At 42.6% G+C, this 16,923-nt stretch carries 16 protein-coding genes, 4 tRNA genes and 3 pseudogenes; 3 read left to right on the top strand and 20 right to left on the bottom strand.

Annotation, left to right across the window (positions count from 1 at the left end; all coding sequences use genetic code 11):
* Positions 1–101: 101 nt before the first annotated feature.
* The 15 genes and pseudogenes from EC846_RS02720 to EC846_RS18600 all read right to left on the bottom strand — a co-directional run.
* Positions 102–1,277: a zinc-binding dehydrogenase gene (locus EC846_RS02720; protein ID WP_062846809.1), complete on the bottom strand. Its 1,176-nt coding sequence runs from the start codon at positions 1,275–1,277 to the stop codon at positions 102–104.
* 331 nt (positions 1,278–1,608) lie between these two features.
* Positions 1,609–3,213, bottom strand: coding sequence for a GMC family oxidoreductase (locus EC846_RS02715; protein WP_123774083.1), 1,605 nt, complete (start codon positions 3,211–3,213; stop codon positions 1,609–1,611).
* Between the two features lie 177 nt (positions 3,214–3,390).
* Positions 3,391–3,504: pseudogene (locus EC846_RS18605) on the bottom strand (NERD domain-containing protein); the annotation flags it as partial.
* 277 nt (positions 3,505–3,781) lie between these two features.
* Complete coding sequence (locus EC846_RS02705; RefSeq protein WP_123774081.1) at positions 3,782–4,249, bottom strand: DMT family transporter; 468 nt, start codon at positions 4,247–4,249, stop codon at positions 3,782–3,784.
* 471 nt (positions 4,250–4,720) lie between these two features.
* A tRNA-Pro gene (locus EC846_RS02700) sits at positions 4,721–4,797 on the bottom strand.
* Between the two features lie 4 nt (positions 4,798–4,801).
* Positions 4,802–4,877: transfer RNA gene (locus EC846_RS02695), tRNA-His, on the bottom strand.
* A 35-nt stretch (positions 4,878–4,912) separates the two neighbouring features.
* Positions 4,913–4,989: transfer RNA gene (locus tag EC846_RS02690), tRNA-Arg, on the bottom strand.
* 70 nt (positions 4,990–5,059) lie between these two features.
* Positions 5,060–5,136 (bottom strand) — tRNA-Pro (locus tag EC846_RS02685).
* Positions 5,137–5,276: 140 nt separating this feature from the next.
* Positions 5,277–6,341 carry a quinolinate synthase NadA gene (nadA, locus tag EC846_RS02680; protein ID WP_004774940.1) on the bottom strand — a complete coding sequence of 355 codons (1,065 nt, stop codon included), beginning with the start codon at positions 6,339–6,341 and terminating at the stop codon, positions 5,277–5,279.
* Positions 6,342–6,484: 143 nt separating this feature from the next.
* Positions 6,485–7,705 carry a bifunctional glutamate N-acetyltransferase/amino-acid acetyltransferase ArgJ gene (gene argJ / locus EC846_RS02675; protein ID WP_123774079.1) on the bottom strand — a complete coding sequence of 407 codons (1,221 nt, stop codon included), beginning with the start codon at positions 7,703–7,705 and terminating at the stop codon, positions 6,485–6,487.
* A gap of 351 nt (positions 7,706–8,056) precedes the next feature.
* The gene (locus tag EC846_RS02670) at positions 8,057–8,545 is read right to left on the bottom strand and encodes a methylated-DNA--[protein]-cysteine S-methyltransferase (protein ID WP_004774945.1); all 489 of its coding nucleotides are present in this window, start codon (positions 8,543–8,545) and stop codon (positions 8,057–8,059) included.
* Between the two features lie 18 nt (positions 8,546–8,563).
* Entirely contained in the window at positions 8,564–8,881 is a 318-nt protein-coding gene (locus EC846_RS02665) for a DMT family transporter (protein ID WP_004774947.1), read from the bottom strand.
* Positions 8,882–9,041: 160 nt separating this feature from the next.
* Positions 9,042–9,533: a cobalt transporter gene (locus EC846_RS02660; protein ID WP_123774077.1), complete on the bottom strand. Its 492-nt coding sequence runs from the start codon at positions 9,531–9,533 to the stop codon at positions 9,042–9,044.
* A gap of 82 nt (positions 9,534–9,615) precedes the next feature.
* Entirely contained in the window at positions 9,616–10,521 is a 906-nt protein-coding gene (locus EC846_RS02655) for a copper resistance protein B (protein ID WP_123774076.1), read from the bottom strand.
* Positions 10,508–10,933: pseudogene (locus tag EC846_RS18600) on the bottom strand (multicopper oxidase domain-containing protein); the annotation flags it as partial. The gene EC846_RS02655 and the pseudogene EC846_RS18600, both read right to left, overlap by 14 nt.
* Positions 10,934–11,118: 185 nt before the next feature.
* Here EC846_RS18600 and EC846_RS18595 point away from each other — a divergent pair.
* Positions 11,119–11,196, top strand: a complete 78-nt coding sequence (locus EC846_RS18595) for an SWIM zinc finger family protein (RefSeq protein WP_416332306.1) — start codon at positions 11,119–11,121, stop codon at positions 11,194–11,196.
* A gap of 373 nt (positions 11,197–11,569) precedes the next feature.
* On the opposite strand, the pseudogene EC846_RS18590 reads toward EC846_RS18595, so the two are convergent.
* The 3 genes and pseudogenes from EC846_RS18590 to rpe all read right to left on the bottom strand — a co-directional run.
* A pseudogene (locus EC846_RS18590) lies at positions 11,570–12,463 on the bottom strand (multicopper oxidase domain-containing protein); the annotation flags it as partial.
* 75 nt (positions 12,464–12,538) lie between these two features.
* Entirely contained in the window at positions 12,539–12,955 is a 417-nt protein-coding gene (locus EC846_RS02645) for a hypothetical protein (RefSeq protein WP_123774071.1), read from the bottom strand.
* Between the two features lie 368 nt (positions 12,956–13,323).
* Entirely contained in the window at positions 13,324–14,010 is a 687-nt protein-coding gene (rpe, locus tag EC846_RS02640) for a ribulose-phosphate 3-epimerase (RefSeq protein WP_123774070.1), read from the bottom strand.
* Here rpe and EC846_RS02635 point away from each other — a divergent pair.
* Positions 14,009–14,197: a hypothetical protein gene (locus EC846_RS02635; RefSeq protein WP_032863842.1), complete on the top strand. Its 189-nt coding sequence runs from the start codon at positions 14,009–14,011 to the stop codon at positions 14,195–14,197. The two genes, rpe and EC846_RS02635, sit on opposite strands and share 2 nt — an antisense overlap.
* Entirely contained in the window at positions 14,194–14,469 is a 276-nt protein-coding gene (locus EC846_RS02630) for a DUF2218 domain-containing protein (protein ID WP_123774069.1), read from the top strand. Before EC846_RS02635 ends, EC846_RS02630 begins: the two co-directional genes overlap by 4 nt.
* Positions 14,470–14,495: 26 nt before the next feature.
* Here EC846_RS02630 and fghA read toward each other — a convergent pair whose 3' ends face one another.
* Both fghA and EC846_RS02620 read right to left on the bottom strand, forming a co-directional pair.
* Positions 14,496–15,341 (bottom strand): S-formylglutathione hydrolase, encoded by an 846-nt coding sequence (gene fghA / locus EC846_RS02625; RefSeq protein WP_123774067.1) that lies wholly within the window; start codon positions 15,339–15,341, stop codon positions 14,496–14,498.
* A complete protein-coding gene (locus EC846_RS02620; RefSeq protein ID WP_004774961.1) occupies positions 15,310–16,755 on the bottom strand; it encodes a C13 family peptidase in 1,446 nt (481 codons plus the stop codon). The genes fghA and EC846_RS02620 overlap by 32 nt, the downstream gene beginning before the upstream one ends.
* Positions 16,756–16,923 lie beyond the last annotated feature (168 nt).

Genomic DNA, 16,923 nt, shown 5'->3' with positions numbered 1-16,923 from the left:
TCGTAGACCTCATCTATCGTTAAAATACAAAACGCCTAATGAAATGCATCAGGCGTTTGTTTGAAATAAGTGTCAACCTATTTCAGGACGAGACATTGATATTAAGACTTGATCAATTCAATCGTTGATCCTGCACGTTTTGGATCAATCAGAATCTTGGCATGTTGCTCTGGATCACGTAACGCATCAAAGGCATTGCTCACCCCTTCCAGCCCGACCACACCCGTGATCAATGGCGAACAATCCACTTTTCCTTCTGCAATCATATGCAGCGTGTCACGAAACTCAAGTGGTGTATAACCCAGCACATACTGGATTTCCAGCTCCTTATTGATCGCCAATGCGGGTTCAATCTTATCGCTTTGCATGCACACCCCCACGCCTACAATACGTGAGAATAACGGTGCACCTTCCAGAATCTGCTGCATGATCCCTGCCACACCCACACATTCAAAAATCACGGGACGTTTTGGTAACACTCCAAGTTTATCCCCCACTCGCATGGCATTGACCCACGGTAATGAGTAGGTTTGAACCTTATCAAAAAGCCCCATTCCCATATTAATTGCTTCAGAAACATTGCCCAGTAAGCCCAGCTCTTTCCAGTTACTAAATGGAGATTGCTGTTTAGGATCAATCAAGATATCTGCGCCACATTGTTCAGCCAGACGACGACGATTTGGTGAAAAATCACTGGCAATCACGGTTTTAACGCCTGCCGCTTTCAGCATAATAATCACGCCCAAACCCACAGGACCACAACCGATCACGATGGCAGGTTCATTTTTCTTGATTCGGCTACGACGTACTGCATGTAAAGCCACTGCCATTGGCTCAGTTAATGCTGCACGATCCGCATCCAAACCATTCGGCACTGCAAACATCAAACTGGATTGCACCAGAACCTGCTCTGCATAGCCTCCTGAAGCAGTTGGTGACAAACCCGTCGGAACATAACCCTGTGGATCAACATTTAATAAAGGCATGGCGCAAACCAAGGTATCCGCTTTCAATTTCCGACGTGTTTTAGGACCATAATCCAAGACCTTGCCACAAAATTCATGACCAAAGACCAGTTTATCGGAAGATTTTGCCACGCCATTAAAACCAACTCGTGCTGCCAAATCATGCATGTGGTCACAGTGATGTTGCATATGCAAATCCGAACCGCAGATCCCGCAACGCACCACTTCCAGTAAGACCTGCCCTTTGGCTGGAATCAGTTCAAGCGAATCTTCAAGTTGCAGTTGAGCGTTATGACAGACCAGAGATTTCATAGGATATTCCTTTTTTGTTTTATTCCAGTTATTCACTTTTCAGCTTGTTCTGATGGGCTGAGGAAATGAGCAAACAACACTTTCCTTAATCCTGACAAGGATAATTGTCAAAACCTATGACCGAAATATAAATATCTTGAATAAATAAGGTCAGCTCCAACTTATATTGTAATTTCAGATGATTCTTTTGCTCAAAACAACATGCATAAGCACTGTTTCAATCATTTTCACAAAGCTCTGGAAAATTATATTTTTATTCAATTCCTATTCAAAACATCACCCCCAAATAAAAAGAGCTAAGGTAAATACCTTAGCTCCCACAACTTAGAAATTACTTCCAAGCCTGCCGAATCATATCTACCGCTTTCTCTGCAATCATGATTGTAGGTGCATTAGTATTGCCATTGACCACCGTTGGCATAATAGACGCATCAATGACTCGCAGTCCTTCAACGCCATACACTTTAAGTTCAGGATCAACCACCGCCATATCATCTACGCCCATTTTACAACTGCCAACGGGATGATAAACCGTATCGACACGCTGACGTAAAACCTCACGGATTTCGTCATCCGTTTTTACATTGGCCGTGAACATATCTTCTTTGATTTTGTCTTGTAAAGCGGGTGCCTGCATCAATTTTTGCGTGACTTTATAACCATCCACCATATCTTGAAGATCCTGTTCATCTTCAAGGAATTTAAAGTCGATGAGTAATGGATCATCTACATGCTTACCGCTGAGTTTGACTGAACCACGTGCGCGTGGATTCAACAAACAGACGTGACATGAAATCCCGTGCCCCATATGCATGGTACGGGCATGATTATCCACCACGGCGATCACAAAGTGTAATTGCAAGTTCGGTTTATCTAGCTCAGGGCGGCTCTTTAAGAAGCCACCACACTCTGCATAGTTCGTGGTGAGCAGACCACGGCGATCTTTACGGTACAGTCCAATCTGCTTAAACAGATCCAGACTACCGCCCATTGAGACGCCAAAAGTGCCATCCATCAGCTTGGTTTTATAAGCAAAGATAAAGTCCGGATGGTCATGCAGGTTCTCACCCACTCCCGCAAGTTCTTTAACTACGGGAATATCATGCTTTTCCAGCTCCTGACGTGGGCCAATACCCGAAAGCATCAGGATATGCGGCGACTGGAATGCCCCTGCCGACAACAAGACTTCCTTGTTGGCTTTGACAATCGTGGTTTGCCCTTTATGTTTATATTCCACTCCAACCGCACGACCATTTTCAATCACAATTCGTGAAACTTTGGCTTGCGTAACCACATGCAGATTCGGACGTTTTCCTAAATAAGGGAATAAATAACCACGCGCAGCACTCCAGCGTTCGCCCTTTTTTTGGGTGACCTGATAAACACCTAAGCCTTCTTGTTCAGCGCCATTGAAATCATCATTCAATGGATAACCAACCTGTTTTGCCGCTTCGATGAAAGTTTTCTGATAAGGGTTATCTGAATATAACTCACTGACATTTAAGGGGCCATGTTGACCGTGATATTCATTATGGATACGTTCGTTATGCTCTGATTTTTTGAAATAAGGTAGCACCTCTTCATACGACCAGCCGGTATTGCCTAATGCTGCCCAGTGATCATAGTCACTACGATGCCCGCGAATATAGACCATAGCATTGACCGCAGAACTTCCACCCAAACATTTACCACGCGGTTGATAACCTTTACGGTCATTCAGGCCTTTTTGTGGAATCGTTTCAAAAGCCCAGTTATTAATTTTAGTGGGAATACTGATGACAGCAGCGGCAGGTGTATTCACAAGCCAGCTATTACCCTCTCCGCCCGCTTCTAATAAACATACCGAAATATTAGGATTCTCTGTTAATCGTCCAGCCAGCACCGAACCTGCTGAACCACCACCTATAATTACAAAATCAAAAGCTGTTTGTGTCATCTCTATACTCTGTTTTTTCTTTTTAAAAAGCGGCAATAGTATGCCGAACATGGCATTTCAATACTGTTATCGTTGTATAAACAAGTTAATACATCAAATGCAAGTTAACGTGATCTCGATCAAACCACAAGCGTAAAATCGCGCAAATCACATGAAGTAAATTGCCAGTATTCAAAATCAGGAAAAAGATTCTTTCTCCAGCTTTTTCTGTTTTAAGTATTCCACATGCTGTCGACCTGTTTTCCAGGAAGGCTCCAGCACTTCTTTCTCTATGCGATAACGAATTCTTTTTGTTGCATTGATAAATATCCCATATGGACTTATCAAAATATACTCAATTTTTATTGTACCTTGTGCTTGGTTTGGAAACATACAGCCATTTAAAGAAATATTGTTTGGCTAAATGCTCATTCATAGCAGTGAAAACTAAATACCCACCAAATTTACATTTAATCCATAGCAACATTAAACAAAAACCATATAGAAATCAAAAACCTCTCTACTGATTTTTAATTAAAACCATATAAATATTTTTTTAAAATTACACACAACAATTAAAATAAATTTTTTAATTATTTATATGTCTATATTCATTATAAATCAAAATCAAACCACCTAATAATATAAACAATAGACCTAATAATTTTAATCCATCTATTTTTCTAATCTGCATCCCTAAGAATCCAGTATTATCAATAATAGTTGCAAAAAACATCTGTCCCAAGAAAATCCATAGTAGTGTATTCGTAGCCCCGATTTGGGGTGCTGCAAGGAACATGCAAAGAATATAAAGAGAACCAAGGAAGCCTGGTAACCACATCCACCAAGATACTTGCTGATATGATGGAGGTTTAATACCACCATCAACAATTAAAGCAATGATCAATGAAGCAATTGCACCCCCCATATAAAGCACAAATGTCGATTGAATTTGAGAAGCACCACTTGTATTCCGAAAGACATTCACCATAGCCAGCTGTAAAGGAACAATTGCCCCTCCTAATAAGCTGATAAAGACATAACTTATATTACTCATTGTGATTGTCTCTTTTTTTATTTTAGATTTTTAATAATAGATTAATCCCAATATCCAAGCCATCATTTTAACCCACTCTTTTAAATAAATTAGGTCAATACCTCCCACTTTAATTATTAAATTTTTTCAATAACTCACTATAATTTACAAACTAAGAAAATGAAATCATTAATAAAAAAGTTGCATGACTAATGATCATAACTTCCTTTAAGAAATGGCGAGTAGCAAAATGACTTGGGGGCTATCCAACTACCTTACCGATCATTAGTCTCAAGTACAGCTATGTAGTTCGGATACAACTAGTATTGAGTCAACTACAAGCAATCTTATTAATGAGCAAATTATCGTAAATTTTCACATCACCGAAGGTATACCCCCAATGAATACTCAAGTATTTATAATTATAAATAAAAAAATCTAGACGTAAAAAAACCGCTAAATTAGCGGTATTTTATCTCATCTTTAAGATGATGGTCGGAGCAGTAGGATTCGAACCTACGACCCCCTGGTCCCAAACCAGGTGCACTACCAGGCTGTGCTATGCTCCGAAATTGGGGTGAATGACGGGATTCGAACCCGCGACAACTGGAATCACAATCCAGGGCTCTACCAACTGAGCTACATCCACCATCAAAATTTAGTTCTATGTACCAAGCGACCAAATGGCGCGCCTGACAGGATTCGAACCTGTGACCATCCGCTTAGAAGGCGGATGCTCTATCCAACTGAGCTACAGGCGCATAACGATGATAATAATATCAAGCGATACTTCGCCGATCTTAAACTAATGTTTTACAACACTATTTTAAATGGTCGGAGCAGTAGGATTCGAACCTACGACCCCCTGGTCCCAAACCAGGTGCACTACCAGGCTGTGCTATGCTCCGATTTCTCAGCTTTTAGTGTATCGCACATCGTGCGGTACGGTGTGCATTCTAGGCGCGACGCTCTGGAACGTCAACACCTATTTTTCAAAAATATTAAAAATCCTTACCAAATGTATATTTAACAAGCATCTTGATGCTTTTTAACGCTTTAATGAAGCACTAAAGTTCAACATTCGATCTAAAGGCAATTTAGCGCGTTCTGCCAAAGCAGGATCAACGTGTATTTCTTGATCAGCATGCTGCAAGACATGCAAAATTCCATCAAGTTCGTTCATTGCCATCCACGGACAATGTGCACATGAACGACAAGTTGCCCCCTCACCTGCGGTTGGTGCTTCAAATAATTCTTTATCTGGCACTGCTTGTTGCATTTTATAGAAAATACCACGGTCGGTTGCCACGATCATTTGCTTATGCGGTAGAGTCTGGGCTGCTTTGATCAGTTGCGAAGTGCTTCCCACTGCATCTGCAATATCCACCACCGATTCAGGTGACTCAGGATGCACCAAAACCGCTGCATCTGGATAAAGCGCTTTCATTTGCGTAATGCCACGGGCACGGAACTCTTCATGTACGATACACGCACCATCCCATAGCAACATGTCAGCGCCAGTTTTCTTCTGGATATAGCGACCTAGATGCTGATCGGGTGCCCAAATAATTTTTTCACCTAAACTATCGAGATGTTCAATGATCTCAACTGCACAGCTTGAAGTCACCACCCAATCCGCACGTGCTTTCACTGCTGCTGAAGTGTTGGCATAAACCACTACAGTATGATCAGGATGTTGATCACAGAATGCAGCGAACTCATCCACTGGACAGCCCAAGTCAAGTGAGCACGTTGCTTCCAAAGTCGGCATTAATACTGTTTTCTCAGGTGATAAGATTTTTGAGGTTTCCCCCATAAACTTCACACCAGCCACCACTAATGTTGTCGCAGGATGATCACGACCAAAACGCGCCATTTCCAATGAGTCAGAAACACAACCACCTGTCAGTTCAGCAAGCTCTTGTACTTCTGGATCACAGTAATAGTGCGCCACAAGCACAGCATTACGTTTTTTAAGCTCTGCTGCGATTTGAGCGAACTTTTCTTGTTTCACTTCTGGGCTAAGGCTATTGTCCTTTGGCTCACCCAAACGATCTAAATGCGCCTGCACAATATTTTTGGCTTCGTTCGCAATTAAATTCGCATCATTCATAAAACGTCTTCTCTATCCTGCGTGCTTGCATTACTGCAAACCTATAACGTGGGTGTCTGGGTGATTATTTGTTGAGAATCACACTGTCCACAAACCAGCTTATAAAAAAAGCCCCACTGTGGAGGCTTCATTATAACGCAAATTTATGAGCGATAATCGGCATTAATTTTTACATAGTCATAAGAAAAGTCACAGGTATAAACCGTGTCTTTTGCCGTACCACGACCAAGATCAATACGAATGGTAATTTCTTTTTCAGCCATCACCGCAGCGCCCGCTTCTTCAGTATATTCAGGATTTGCGCCACCATCCAGACAGATTTGCACATCACCCAACCAGACTTGAACCTTGCTGCTGTCCAGATTCGGCACACCCGCCTTACCAATTGCCATTACAATACGTCCCCAGTTTGGATCTGAAGCAAATAATGCAGTTTTAATAAGTGGTGACTCTGCAACGCTATACGCCACATCACAACACTCTTGCGTATTTGCCCCGCCCTCAACCTGAACCGTGATGAATTTGGTTGCACCTTCACCATCACGTACGATTAATTGCGCCAGACGATCCATGATACGTGCAAGCACGGCAAGAACTTGGGGATAACGAGCATCATCCTGACGCTGGATTTCTATGCCACCGGCCAAACCTGTAGCCACAAAGATACAAGAGTCATTGGTCGATGTATCGCCATCAATCGTGATACGGTTAAATGAATGCTCAACCGTAGTTTGCAATAAACGCTGTACCAGTTCTTGGCTAATCGGTGCATCGGTTGCAACAAAGCTCAACATGGTCGCCATATTTGGACGGATCATACCCGCACCTTTACTGATGCCTGTCATGGTATAAGTTACGCCATCCAGTTCGAACTGCTCAGATGCGCCTTTCGGTGTGGTGTCCGTGGTCATGATGCCAGATGCCGCTTCAGCCCAACGATCTGCATTTAACTCATTTAATGCAGGCTGAATGCCTTGAACCAAGCGTTCAATCGGCAATTGTTCACCAATTACACCTGTTGAAAACGGTAAAATCTGGTTGGTTTGCACACCAGTTAATTCAGCCAACTTCGCACATGTGGCTTCTGCATTTTTATAACCGACTGTACCTGTTGCTGCATTGGCATTACCCGTATTGATGATCAGGTAACGTGGGGTATTTTCTGCTAAATGCTTTTTACTCAATTGAACCGGCGCAGCCGCAAAAGCGCTTTGGGTAAATACCCCGGCAACCTTTGATCCTTCAGCAAATTCAAAAATGACTAAATCTCGTCGATTTGGATAACGTACATACGCCTCAGTTGAGCCAATTTTTACACCCTGCACCACATGCATAAGTGGCATTGTTACGTCACCAACAGCCATTTTTAAACTTCCATTCAATTTGTTATGAAAAAGAAAATGAATCCACACCCTACATATGAGACTCGGAAAGGTCATCTACAACCTGCGTAGTATCTGTAATATCTCGTTTCTACGATAGATAAAAACAAATGCCATAAGTGAACAGGTTTTGTAGATGACAATGCCTTTGGTTACTTTGGGCGAAACCAAAGTAACTCCAACCGAAGGTTATTCCTATAATTGAATTACACCCGACAAGATACCGCCTCGTCAGTAATTTATTTACAGTTCAAGTCATAAAATATGTTGATTCATATCTGCTTTGGTAGCTTATTCCAAAAAGAAATGAAAATCGAGTATTAACAATACGGATTATGGAATTTGGCTTTGCTCTAAACTGAGTAAAATCTGCTTCTTATCCAGACCACCCGCAAAACCCACCAATGCCCCACTCGAACCAATCACCCGATGACACGGCGCAATAATCGAAATCGGATTCTTGCCATTGGCAGCACCCACCGCACGCACTGCTTTTTCATTCCCTAACTGAACGGCAATCTCCTTATAACTTCGCGTTTCCCCATAAGGAATATTCAATAATGCTTGCCAAACCTGTTGCTGAAAGGCTGTTCCCTGAAAATCCAGAGGCAAATCAAATTGCTGACGTTGCCCTGCAAAATATTCTTCTAATTGTTGTTTCACTTTATGCAACATTGGATGCTGGCGATCTTCAACCAACTCAGCTAAACGAATCCGTTTATGATCTTCGTTATCCCACATCACCGCAACCAATGCCTGATCATGTGCAACCAGCTTTAATGCGCCAACAGGCGAATCCATATACATATAAACCAGTTGCATCATGTTCTCCTTAAACCATTAATTTGATGAGAGCTTCATCAACATCAAACCTGATACGATCAAAACCGCTGCAATCATCCGCATCGCAGTCATTGGCTCGTTTAACACCATAATCCCGACAATAAAAGATCCAATCGCACCAATCCCGGTCCAGATGGTATATGCCGTTCCCAGCGGAAGTGTACGCATTGACATCGACAGCAACACTACACTTAACACCATGAAAACAATCGTTATGATACTTGGCGTTAACTTGGTGAATCCTTCAGACAACTTCATCGAGTATGCCCAGATCACTTCAAAAATACCTGCCAAAACTAAAATTGCCCACGCCATTTTATTACGCTCAACTTTATCAAGGGTTGGGTCGTCCCAACGTGATTCTTTCGAGGGAGGTCGTCCTCCTAAGCCCAGCAGTGTACTGTAAAATAAACCATGATGTGCTGTGTTATGTATCAACTTAAATGAAATTTTTAGCCATGATCAGCGACTCATCCTATTTCTTTCGTAAGACTTTTAACCATTGTTCGAAACGTTCAATAAGCTTGGATAAAAACTGTTGCAACTGGTTTAAAGCAGTTTCATTTGAAGGGTTCAATTGACCTGCATGTGTCTTTTTCTTGGCTGTTGCAAGTTCCAAAGGTTCATAATGCGGCATGGTTTGTTGTAGTTCAGCACCCAGATTTAAGCGCATTAAAGCCACAGTAACAGCCTCAATTGGATCTTGATGATAAAGCGCCAAATGACGGGCATCGACATCAATGCAGTGTTCAATGAGCAGTTCCGAAAAAGGAATGAGGGCTTGCCTTACCCGTTGTTGTTCTACATCACTCCTCATATCAGGAATATGATAAAAACTGACGTACATGCTGCCATCAAGTGGAATCAGTTCAAGCTGAGAAGTAGAGACGCGCTGCGGCTTTTCGCCCGACGGAGTAGCGTGAGTATTTTTATCTCTTATTGGATTGTCTTGTTGTTCTAAAGCCATTTATGCACCATGAATGACTCAAAAAAGATACTGTTAGTATAAACCAACAGTATCTTGAAAAAATGACATTTTAAACAAAATATCAAAACTTTAGCGTAAGTCCTGCACCATAGATCCAACCTGTTTCAGAATCAGTGGCTTCTTGCCAGTCAGTCGCCTTGCGCCCCTTGTTATAGCCATAAGCCACATCAATAAAAGGCATCACACGATTCTTCACAATTTCATATCGGGTTTTAATCCCCACTTCTGCATCGGCAAGCCCTGTTTTGGCGGCGTACTTGGATTCATCTCGCAGCACCCATTCCATTTCCAGATAAGGCTGCATAATCAACTTCTGTGTGAGCAAGAAATCACGTTCTGTTTCCAGCACAAAGCGCCATTGCTGATCCTGTCCCGCATAGAGATGTGCATCAGTTTCGAAGAAGTATTGAGCCATGCCATGTAAACCCACGACAGCCTCAAACTGTTCCTTATCGACTTGCTGCTCAGCGTTATAACGGTAATTTACACCAGCTTGGACATCCCAAAAATCTGAAATATTACGGCTATACAGCGCCGCAATACGTTGCTCCGATTTTTCAGACTCTGCCTTGGCATAATCGGCATTGATAAACAATTTATTTTCATCACTACCCACCCAAGTTTTTAATTTAGACTTAAGCGTACCCTTGCCATCTTCATTTAGCATCCATGCGCTATCTAACTGAGTCGATTGATAGATTTGCCCACCATGTTCACGGGTATGGTCGTGCTGCCCATGTTGTGTTTCAGGCGGTTGCTGAACTGTTATCTGATGTTGATGCTGTGAATGATCCATCGTAGATGAAGCAGCCACTGGCATATTCTGTTGTGCAGGCATCTCCATTTGCATCATGGCGTCATGCCCTTCGTGCGCATAAGCTAGTCCACTCAACGAAGAAACCATGCCACCGATTGCCAATAATTGTGTATATCGTTTCATTTTAGAAACTTGCTTAGTGATGTGCATGGCTCGCTCCTTGAGATGATTGAACAGGGGCTTGAACTGGAGTTTTTGAATCGTCTACATTGGCAACAATCAGCTTACTCATCATGCCTGCGCTCATGTGATATAACAGGTGACAATGGATTGCCCATTCACCTAATTCATCCGCAGTCAACAAAGCTGTTACCGTCTTGCCAGGCGGTACAATCACTGTATGTTTATTTGGCATGTCCTGTGGTGCCTGACCATTTTCCAGTTGCATAAACATGCCATGTAAATGCATCGGATGCGCCATCATACTGTCATTGACAAATTTCAGGCGGATACGCTCACCATAACGCACCGTTAAAGGCTTAAAGTCAGGATCACTAAACTTCTTGCCATCAATGGTCCAGATATAACGTTCCATCGTCCCACCCAGACGAATCACCACTTCACGTTCTGCTGGACGGCTATATTTTTCTGGCTGGGGTTGCAAAGATTGCAGATCAGCATACGTTAAGGCTTTCTGACCTGCTGGGGTTGCAGCATTAGCCCAGCCTTGTACAGTATGAGTGCTTTCTTTTTCAGAAGAGTCCTTCATCTGATGCTGGCGATGCTCCATCTCTTTGATGTTCATCTGTGCATGGGCACTATGATCCATTTGCGACATGTCCATATTTTCATGTGAACCATGATCCATGCCTGCATGTTGTTTAGAGGCATCGGCCTGTTTGTCCTGAGCAGTCTGATGTTGGCCATGATCCATCTTGCTCATGTTCATTTGCGTATGCGCGCTGTGATCCATGGTTGATTGCGAGTTCGTTGCAGTCTTCGTTTTTTCCAGTGGCATCTGGTGCTGACTATGATCCATTTCGCCCATTTTCATTTGACCATGCGAACCATGATCCATCCCCATGTCTTCCATGGTTAATAAGGCACGTGGACGTGCTTTTGGAATCTGAACACTCGTCGGAGTGGTCACCATTTCATTCTGCAATGAGGCAATGGCAAAACCAGAGCGATCAATCGACTCTGCTTCAATTTGATAATGTGCCTGTTTCGGTTCGACCAACACATCATAAGTTTCTGCCGTACCAATACGGAACTCATCTACAGGAACAGGCTTTACTGGCTGTCCATCAGCACTGACCACGGTCATTTTTAGGTTAGGAATACGTACATCAAAAAATGACATCGCCGATGCATTGATAAAACGCAAACGTACCTTTTCACCCGTCTTAAAAGCACCTGTCCAGTTTTGCTGTGGCGTCTGCCCATTCACCAAAAAGGTATAACCCGTGACATCGGATAAATCCGTTTTCAGCATGCGCATCTGGTTCCACATCGAGCGATCTTGCCAAGTTGCTTTCAACCCTTGTTGCTTGAACTGTTTCCAGACATCACCGACTGTTTCACGCTGGTTCTGATAATACTCGGCTGATTTCTTCAGATTTGCCATGATCTTGTCACTTTCAGCTTCATGGAAATCAGACAACATCACCACATAATCACGTTCAGCTTTTTCATGTGCTGCGACAGGCTGCTTGCCTTTTGGATAAATCACCAAAGGGCCATATAAACCATCCTGTTCCTGCCCCTTGCTGTGCGCGTGATACCAGTAAGTGCCATTTTGGCGAACCTTAAAACGGTACTCAAAACTGCCATTCGGCTTAATACCTTTGAAACCGTTAAAGCCTGGTACACCATCCATGAGTCCGGGTAAAAGCAGACCATGCCAATGTAAAGAAGTATCTTGATCTTTGAGCTGGTTATGAACGTGAATGACAGCTTCATCCCCCTCCTCAAATTCAAGCAGCGGCGCAATAAATTTCCCATTCACGGTGATACGTTGTACGGATTTACCTGTCACATTGACAGTGCCCTGATTAATATTGAGATGATATTCTTTAATTGCTGCCACACTATAAGGTGCGAACAATAAGCTTAGGCTAGCGACAACACCAGCATATATTTTTGAGGACATGATGATTTCCTAATCTGTTAACTTTAAAAATGCTCACTTCCCTTTTCACAAAGCGAAAGAGCCTGCAAAGACAGATCAGGTTCTAGGAGGGCGTAAAATCTCTTGCCAATAGCCAGCAAGATGCCGAGCTTGGTAGTCCGTATTGATATACGTACTCAGCTCTAAAAATGGCGAAGCAGAAAGGCTTGGCGTATTTTGATCTAAAGCGAAATTGATGCTTTGACAATGTGATGTACTATTACAATCCTGACAATGCAGATGATCCTGCATTTGCCCATCATGACATTGACCGAGACTCATGCGATCTGCATGTGAGCTTTGCGCAGGATGATGTTGCATCATTTGCTGATCATGACATGATAAGGTTGAAACAGTAGATGAATGATGAGAATGAACCTCTTGAACTGCTGCAACGGCCGCACTGCTTCCCCCAATGAAAAAAATCATCAGGAATACAAACCACAAATGTCTGTATTGCTTGCGAAATTGCACTAAAGGTTCCTTGTTTCCATCAATTCAGGTAATTGAATATGCCTAGCATAATTTCTTTCTGCTTTATGCACAATGATCTCACTGTTTAAATTCTTATCATTATATTCAACAACAGCATGATTTCGCTGTTTTCTTGGCCTATTCAAACCTTTAAGCCCACCGCGCAAAAATAGTGCAAAATAAATAAGTTAGCGCATAAAAAAAGGACAAAAAATTGTCCTTTTTTCGTTTTTTTGCTGTGAATATAAACAGCTGAAATCATTTTGTTTATTTTAACAACATCTTATCCACCTGCTTATCAACATGGTTATCCACCCAGTTATAAACAAAGTTATCCACAAGCTTATGTGAAAAATAGGATGAAAACACTAAACTTCTGTTGCACTAACTTGAGCCAGCTCTGCACGCATTTGATCAATCACCGCTTTATAATCTGGTTGACCAAAAATTGCCGATCCAGCCACGAACATATCCGCACCCGCTTCTGCAATCTCACGAATATTTGCTGGGCCAACACCACCATCAACTTCGAGGCGGATATCACGACCGCTGGCATCAATAATTTGACGCGCCTGACGTAATTTATCCAAAGTCATTGGGATAAATTTCTGACCGCCAAAGCCTGGGTTTACGCTCATCAATAAAATCTGGTCGACTTTATCCAGCACGTAATCAAGATAATGCAATGGTGTTGCCGGGTTAAATACTAAGCCTGCTTTTGCACCACCCGCCTTGATCAATTGCAAAGAACGGTCAATGTGATCCGTTGCTTCTGGGTGGAAGGTAATAATTTCTGCACCCGCTTCAATAAAATCACCAATCATGCGATCCACAGGTGAAACCATCAGATGCACATCGATAGGTGCTTTGATACCGTAATTTTTCAGTGCCTTACATACCCCTGCACCAAAAGTAAGGTTTGGTACATAGTGGTTATCCATCACATCAAAATGTACAACGTCTGCACCTGCAGCTAGAACTTTTTCTACCTCTTCACCTAAACGCGCAAAATCAGCAGATAAAATCGAAGGAGCAATCAAATAAGGCTTGGACATGGATGACCTGGCAAACTCTGAGAAAAATGATGAAACGATTATAACAAATTCAGCACACTTAGGGCTGTTACAAAGTCATTATTCAAGCATTGCAAACTTGCAACAACGCGTTGCATCTGGACTATTTTTATCTCGCCTGCGCTTTGCTATGTTAGTCAATGAAATTAGAGGAAGAAAAGCAACATGAATAGCAGCACAAATATCACGACGACTGAAGGAAAACGTATTAGTAAACGTTTGCTCAATCACTGGAAGCATAAGTTTGAAGTTGCAGAAACGGAAACAGAGACAAAAATCTTCATGCCTACTGCAACCGTCACCCTCACACCGTATGAACAGCATTTGGCGGTGCTGATTGAAAACCAGCAAGATGATGTCGCACATCTCGAACAAGTGGTGATCAATCATTTAAACCGTATGGCACAGCAGGAATTTGTGGCTGAATGGCAGCACAATTAAAAAGAAGCTCAAATGAGCTTCTTTTTTTATCCCGCTACTTTTTCAAGCTGAATGGCATGAAACTGTAGGTGATCATCGATAAAACTTTGAATAAAGTAATAGCCATGATCATAGCCTTTGTGTAGACGCAAAGTGAGCGGTTGCTCAGCTTCCAGACAGGCTTGTTTAAATTTTTCAGGATTCAACTGAGCAAAAAACTGGTCATCCAGTCCTTGATCAATCAGGATTTCTTCAAATAATCCACCTTTCTGCTGCACCAGCGCGGTCGCATCATGTGCCGTCCATTGCTGCTGATCAGTGCCAAGATATTGGCTAAATGCCTTTTCACCCCACGGGCAAATACTTGGCGCACAAATCGGCGCAAAAGCCGAAACCGATTTGAATTGGTCAGGATATTTAAAGGCTAAGGTCAACGCGCCATGTCCACCCATTGAGTGTCCAAAAATTCCGATCTGGTTTTTAGCCACAGGAAACGCTTGTAAAACATGCGTATAGAGTTCATCAACCAGATAAGACTCCATTTGATAATGCTCAGCCCAAGGTTGCTGGGTCGCATTAATATAAAAGCCAGCTCCCTGTCCAATATCCCAATGATCGCCTTGCGCAACACCTTCACCACGCGGAGAAGTATCAGGTGTAATTAAAATCAGGCTGAGTCGAGCCGCCATCCGTTGTGCATGGGCTTTAATCGCAAAGGTTTCTTCGGTACAGGTTAAGCCTGCAAGATAAAACAAGACTGAACACGCTTTGCCTTCCAATGCCGCAGGTGGCAAATAGACACCCACTTTGGTGCTGCCTTTAAGATGTTGAGACTCAAGTTGATAAATACGTTGCTCACCCTCAAAACAACGGTTTTTTTGCAGTAGCTGCATGTTCATCATCCTGTGTTTTTGTAATGTCTGTAGATGCAATATTTTGTGTCGGGAACAGATACGGTTCAAGCTGTGGCAGCATCAGTTCCATATTACGACCGATCGACCATTGCGGTTCAGATGGTTCAACACCTTGTGCCACTTCCCACTTGGTCACGGTCTGCTTAGCCTGCTCAAACGCTTTTTTCATGGAATATTGTTCGCGCATCGCCAGATCAAAAAACGCCCGACCAAAATAAGTATAGTCTGCTTCGTTATTACAGCCAAAAGAAGTTTTGTCTGCCGCAGAAGCAGTAATAATTAAAGTATCTGGTGATTGTAAAGCGGGAATAAAACTACCTGAGTAACACGCTGAAATCACAATAACACGCCAGCGAATTCCAGATTTATCTAGCGTTTCTCTTAACCATTTTGGATCTACCTGATCCAGATTAAGAGGTGCATTTTCAATTTCAAAATGATTACGCTCACCATGCGATGTCATGTATAGAAACAACACATCGCTATCACGATTCATTTGCTGACCAATACGGCGTAAAGCCAACTCCATACTGGTTTTCGATGCGATTGGCACTTCTAAACGCGTGGCTGGATTGTTAATCAGCATAATCGAACGCCCAAAGGTTCCAAACCGCGTATCAAACTGTTCTCTTATACGTTCAATTTCCGATTTGAATACATCCACATAGCTATCACCAGCCACACCCATAAAATACCAGTGGCTTTGTGCAATATCGCCATATTGAATCTGATCCAGTGCTTTATCGAGCAAATGGCTTTGCGCATAGAAGGCATCTTCGGCAAAACTTGGCGGGGTCTGTTCCACTTTCCAGATCGGCTGATCCTTTACTGAAAGCTGCCACACCACCATGGTCGCAATCGTTGCCACAAAAACCAGCGCCCGCTCCCACCAAGGCCAGTTCAAAGCACGTGAAAAGACCCAAATTACAGCCAGACTTTGCCAGACAAATAGACCAACAAACAGTGGCGGCAGGAAACCATTATAGATACTGTCAGGAATAAAGTTCAGATAACCATTTGAACCAAGATACTGAATGATGCATTGCAAAAGCAGAATATTGGTATCAAGCACCAACCACAGTAATGCAGGCACCAGCATCAAACGCGGCTGATTCATCCGTTGTGAAAGAAAAATACCGACAATAAGGGCAATAAAAGGCCAAAGTGCGTAGCCAATCAAACCTTGAGCATTGAACTCCCCCATTTGACCCGCCACCAACCAGCTATAAAGCGAGTTGGTACAGCCACCGAGGATGCCCCAGAGAATCAGTTGGGTAATAGAAGGATGAACAACCTGTAAGGAACGGCGAGACCCGAGGAACAACCACATTCCAGCAATTTGGTTACTTTTAAAATCATGCCAGAGATTAATGGACGGTTTGAGGTCTATCATAAAATTCTTCGGGAGTTTCTCTTTTCAAGCCTAAACTGAAAATATGCCATTCTAATGATTGAATGTGCAGTACTTTTCCTAAAAGACGCAATGCGTGACTGTAGTGTAAGCTCGACAAGAATTTTTTAGCAATCATGCTTTTGCACTATATCACAAATCTTTACCGAG

Source organism: Acinetobacter sp. BIGb0102, from assembly GCF_003815055.1.
Taxonomy (GTDB): Bacteria; Pseudomonadota; Gammaproteobacteria; order Pseudomonadales; family Moraxellaceae; genus Acinetobacter; species Acinetobacter vivianii.
The sequence above is the reverse complement of the archived record's forward strand: the minus strand, read 5'-3'. Positions and strand labels throughout refer to the sequence as shown.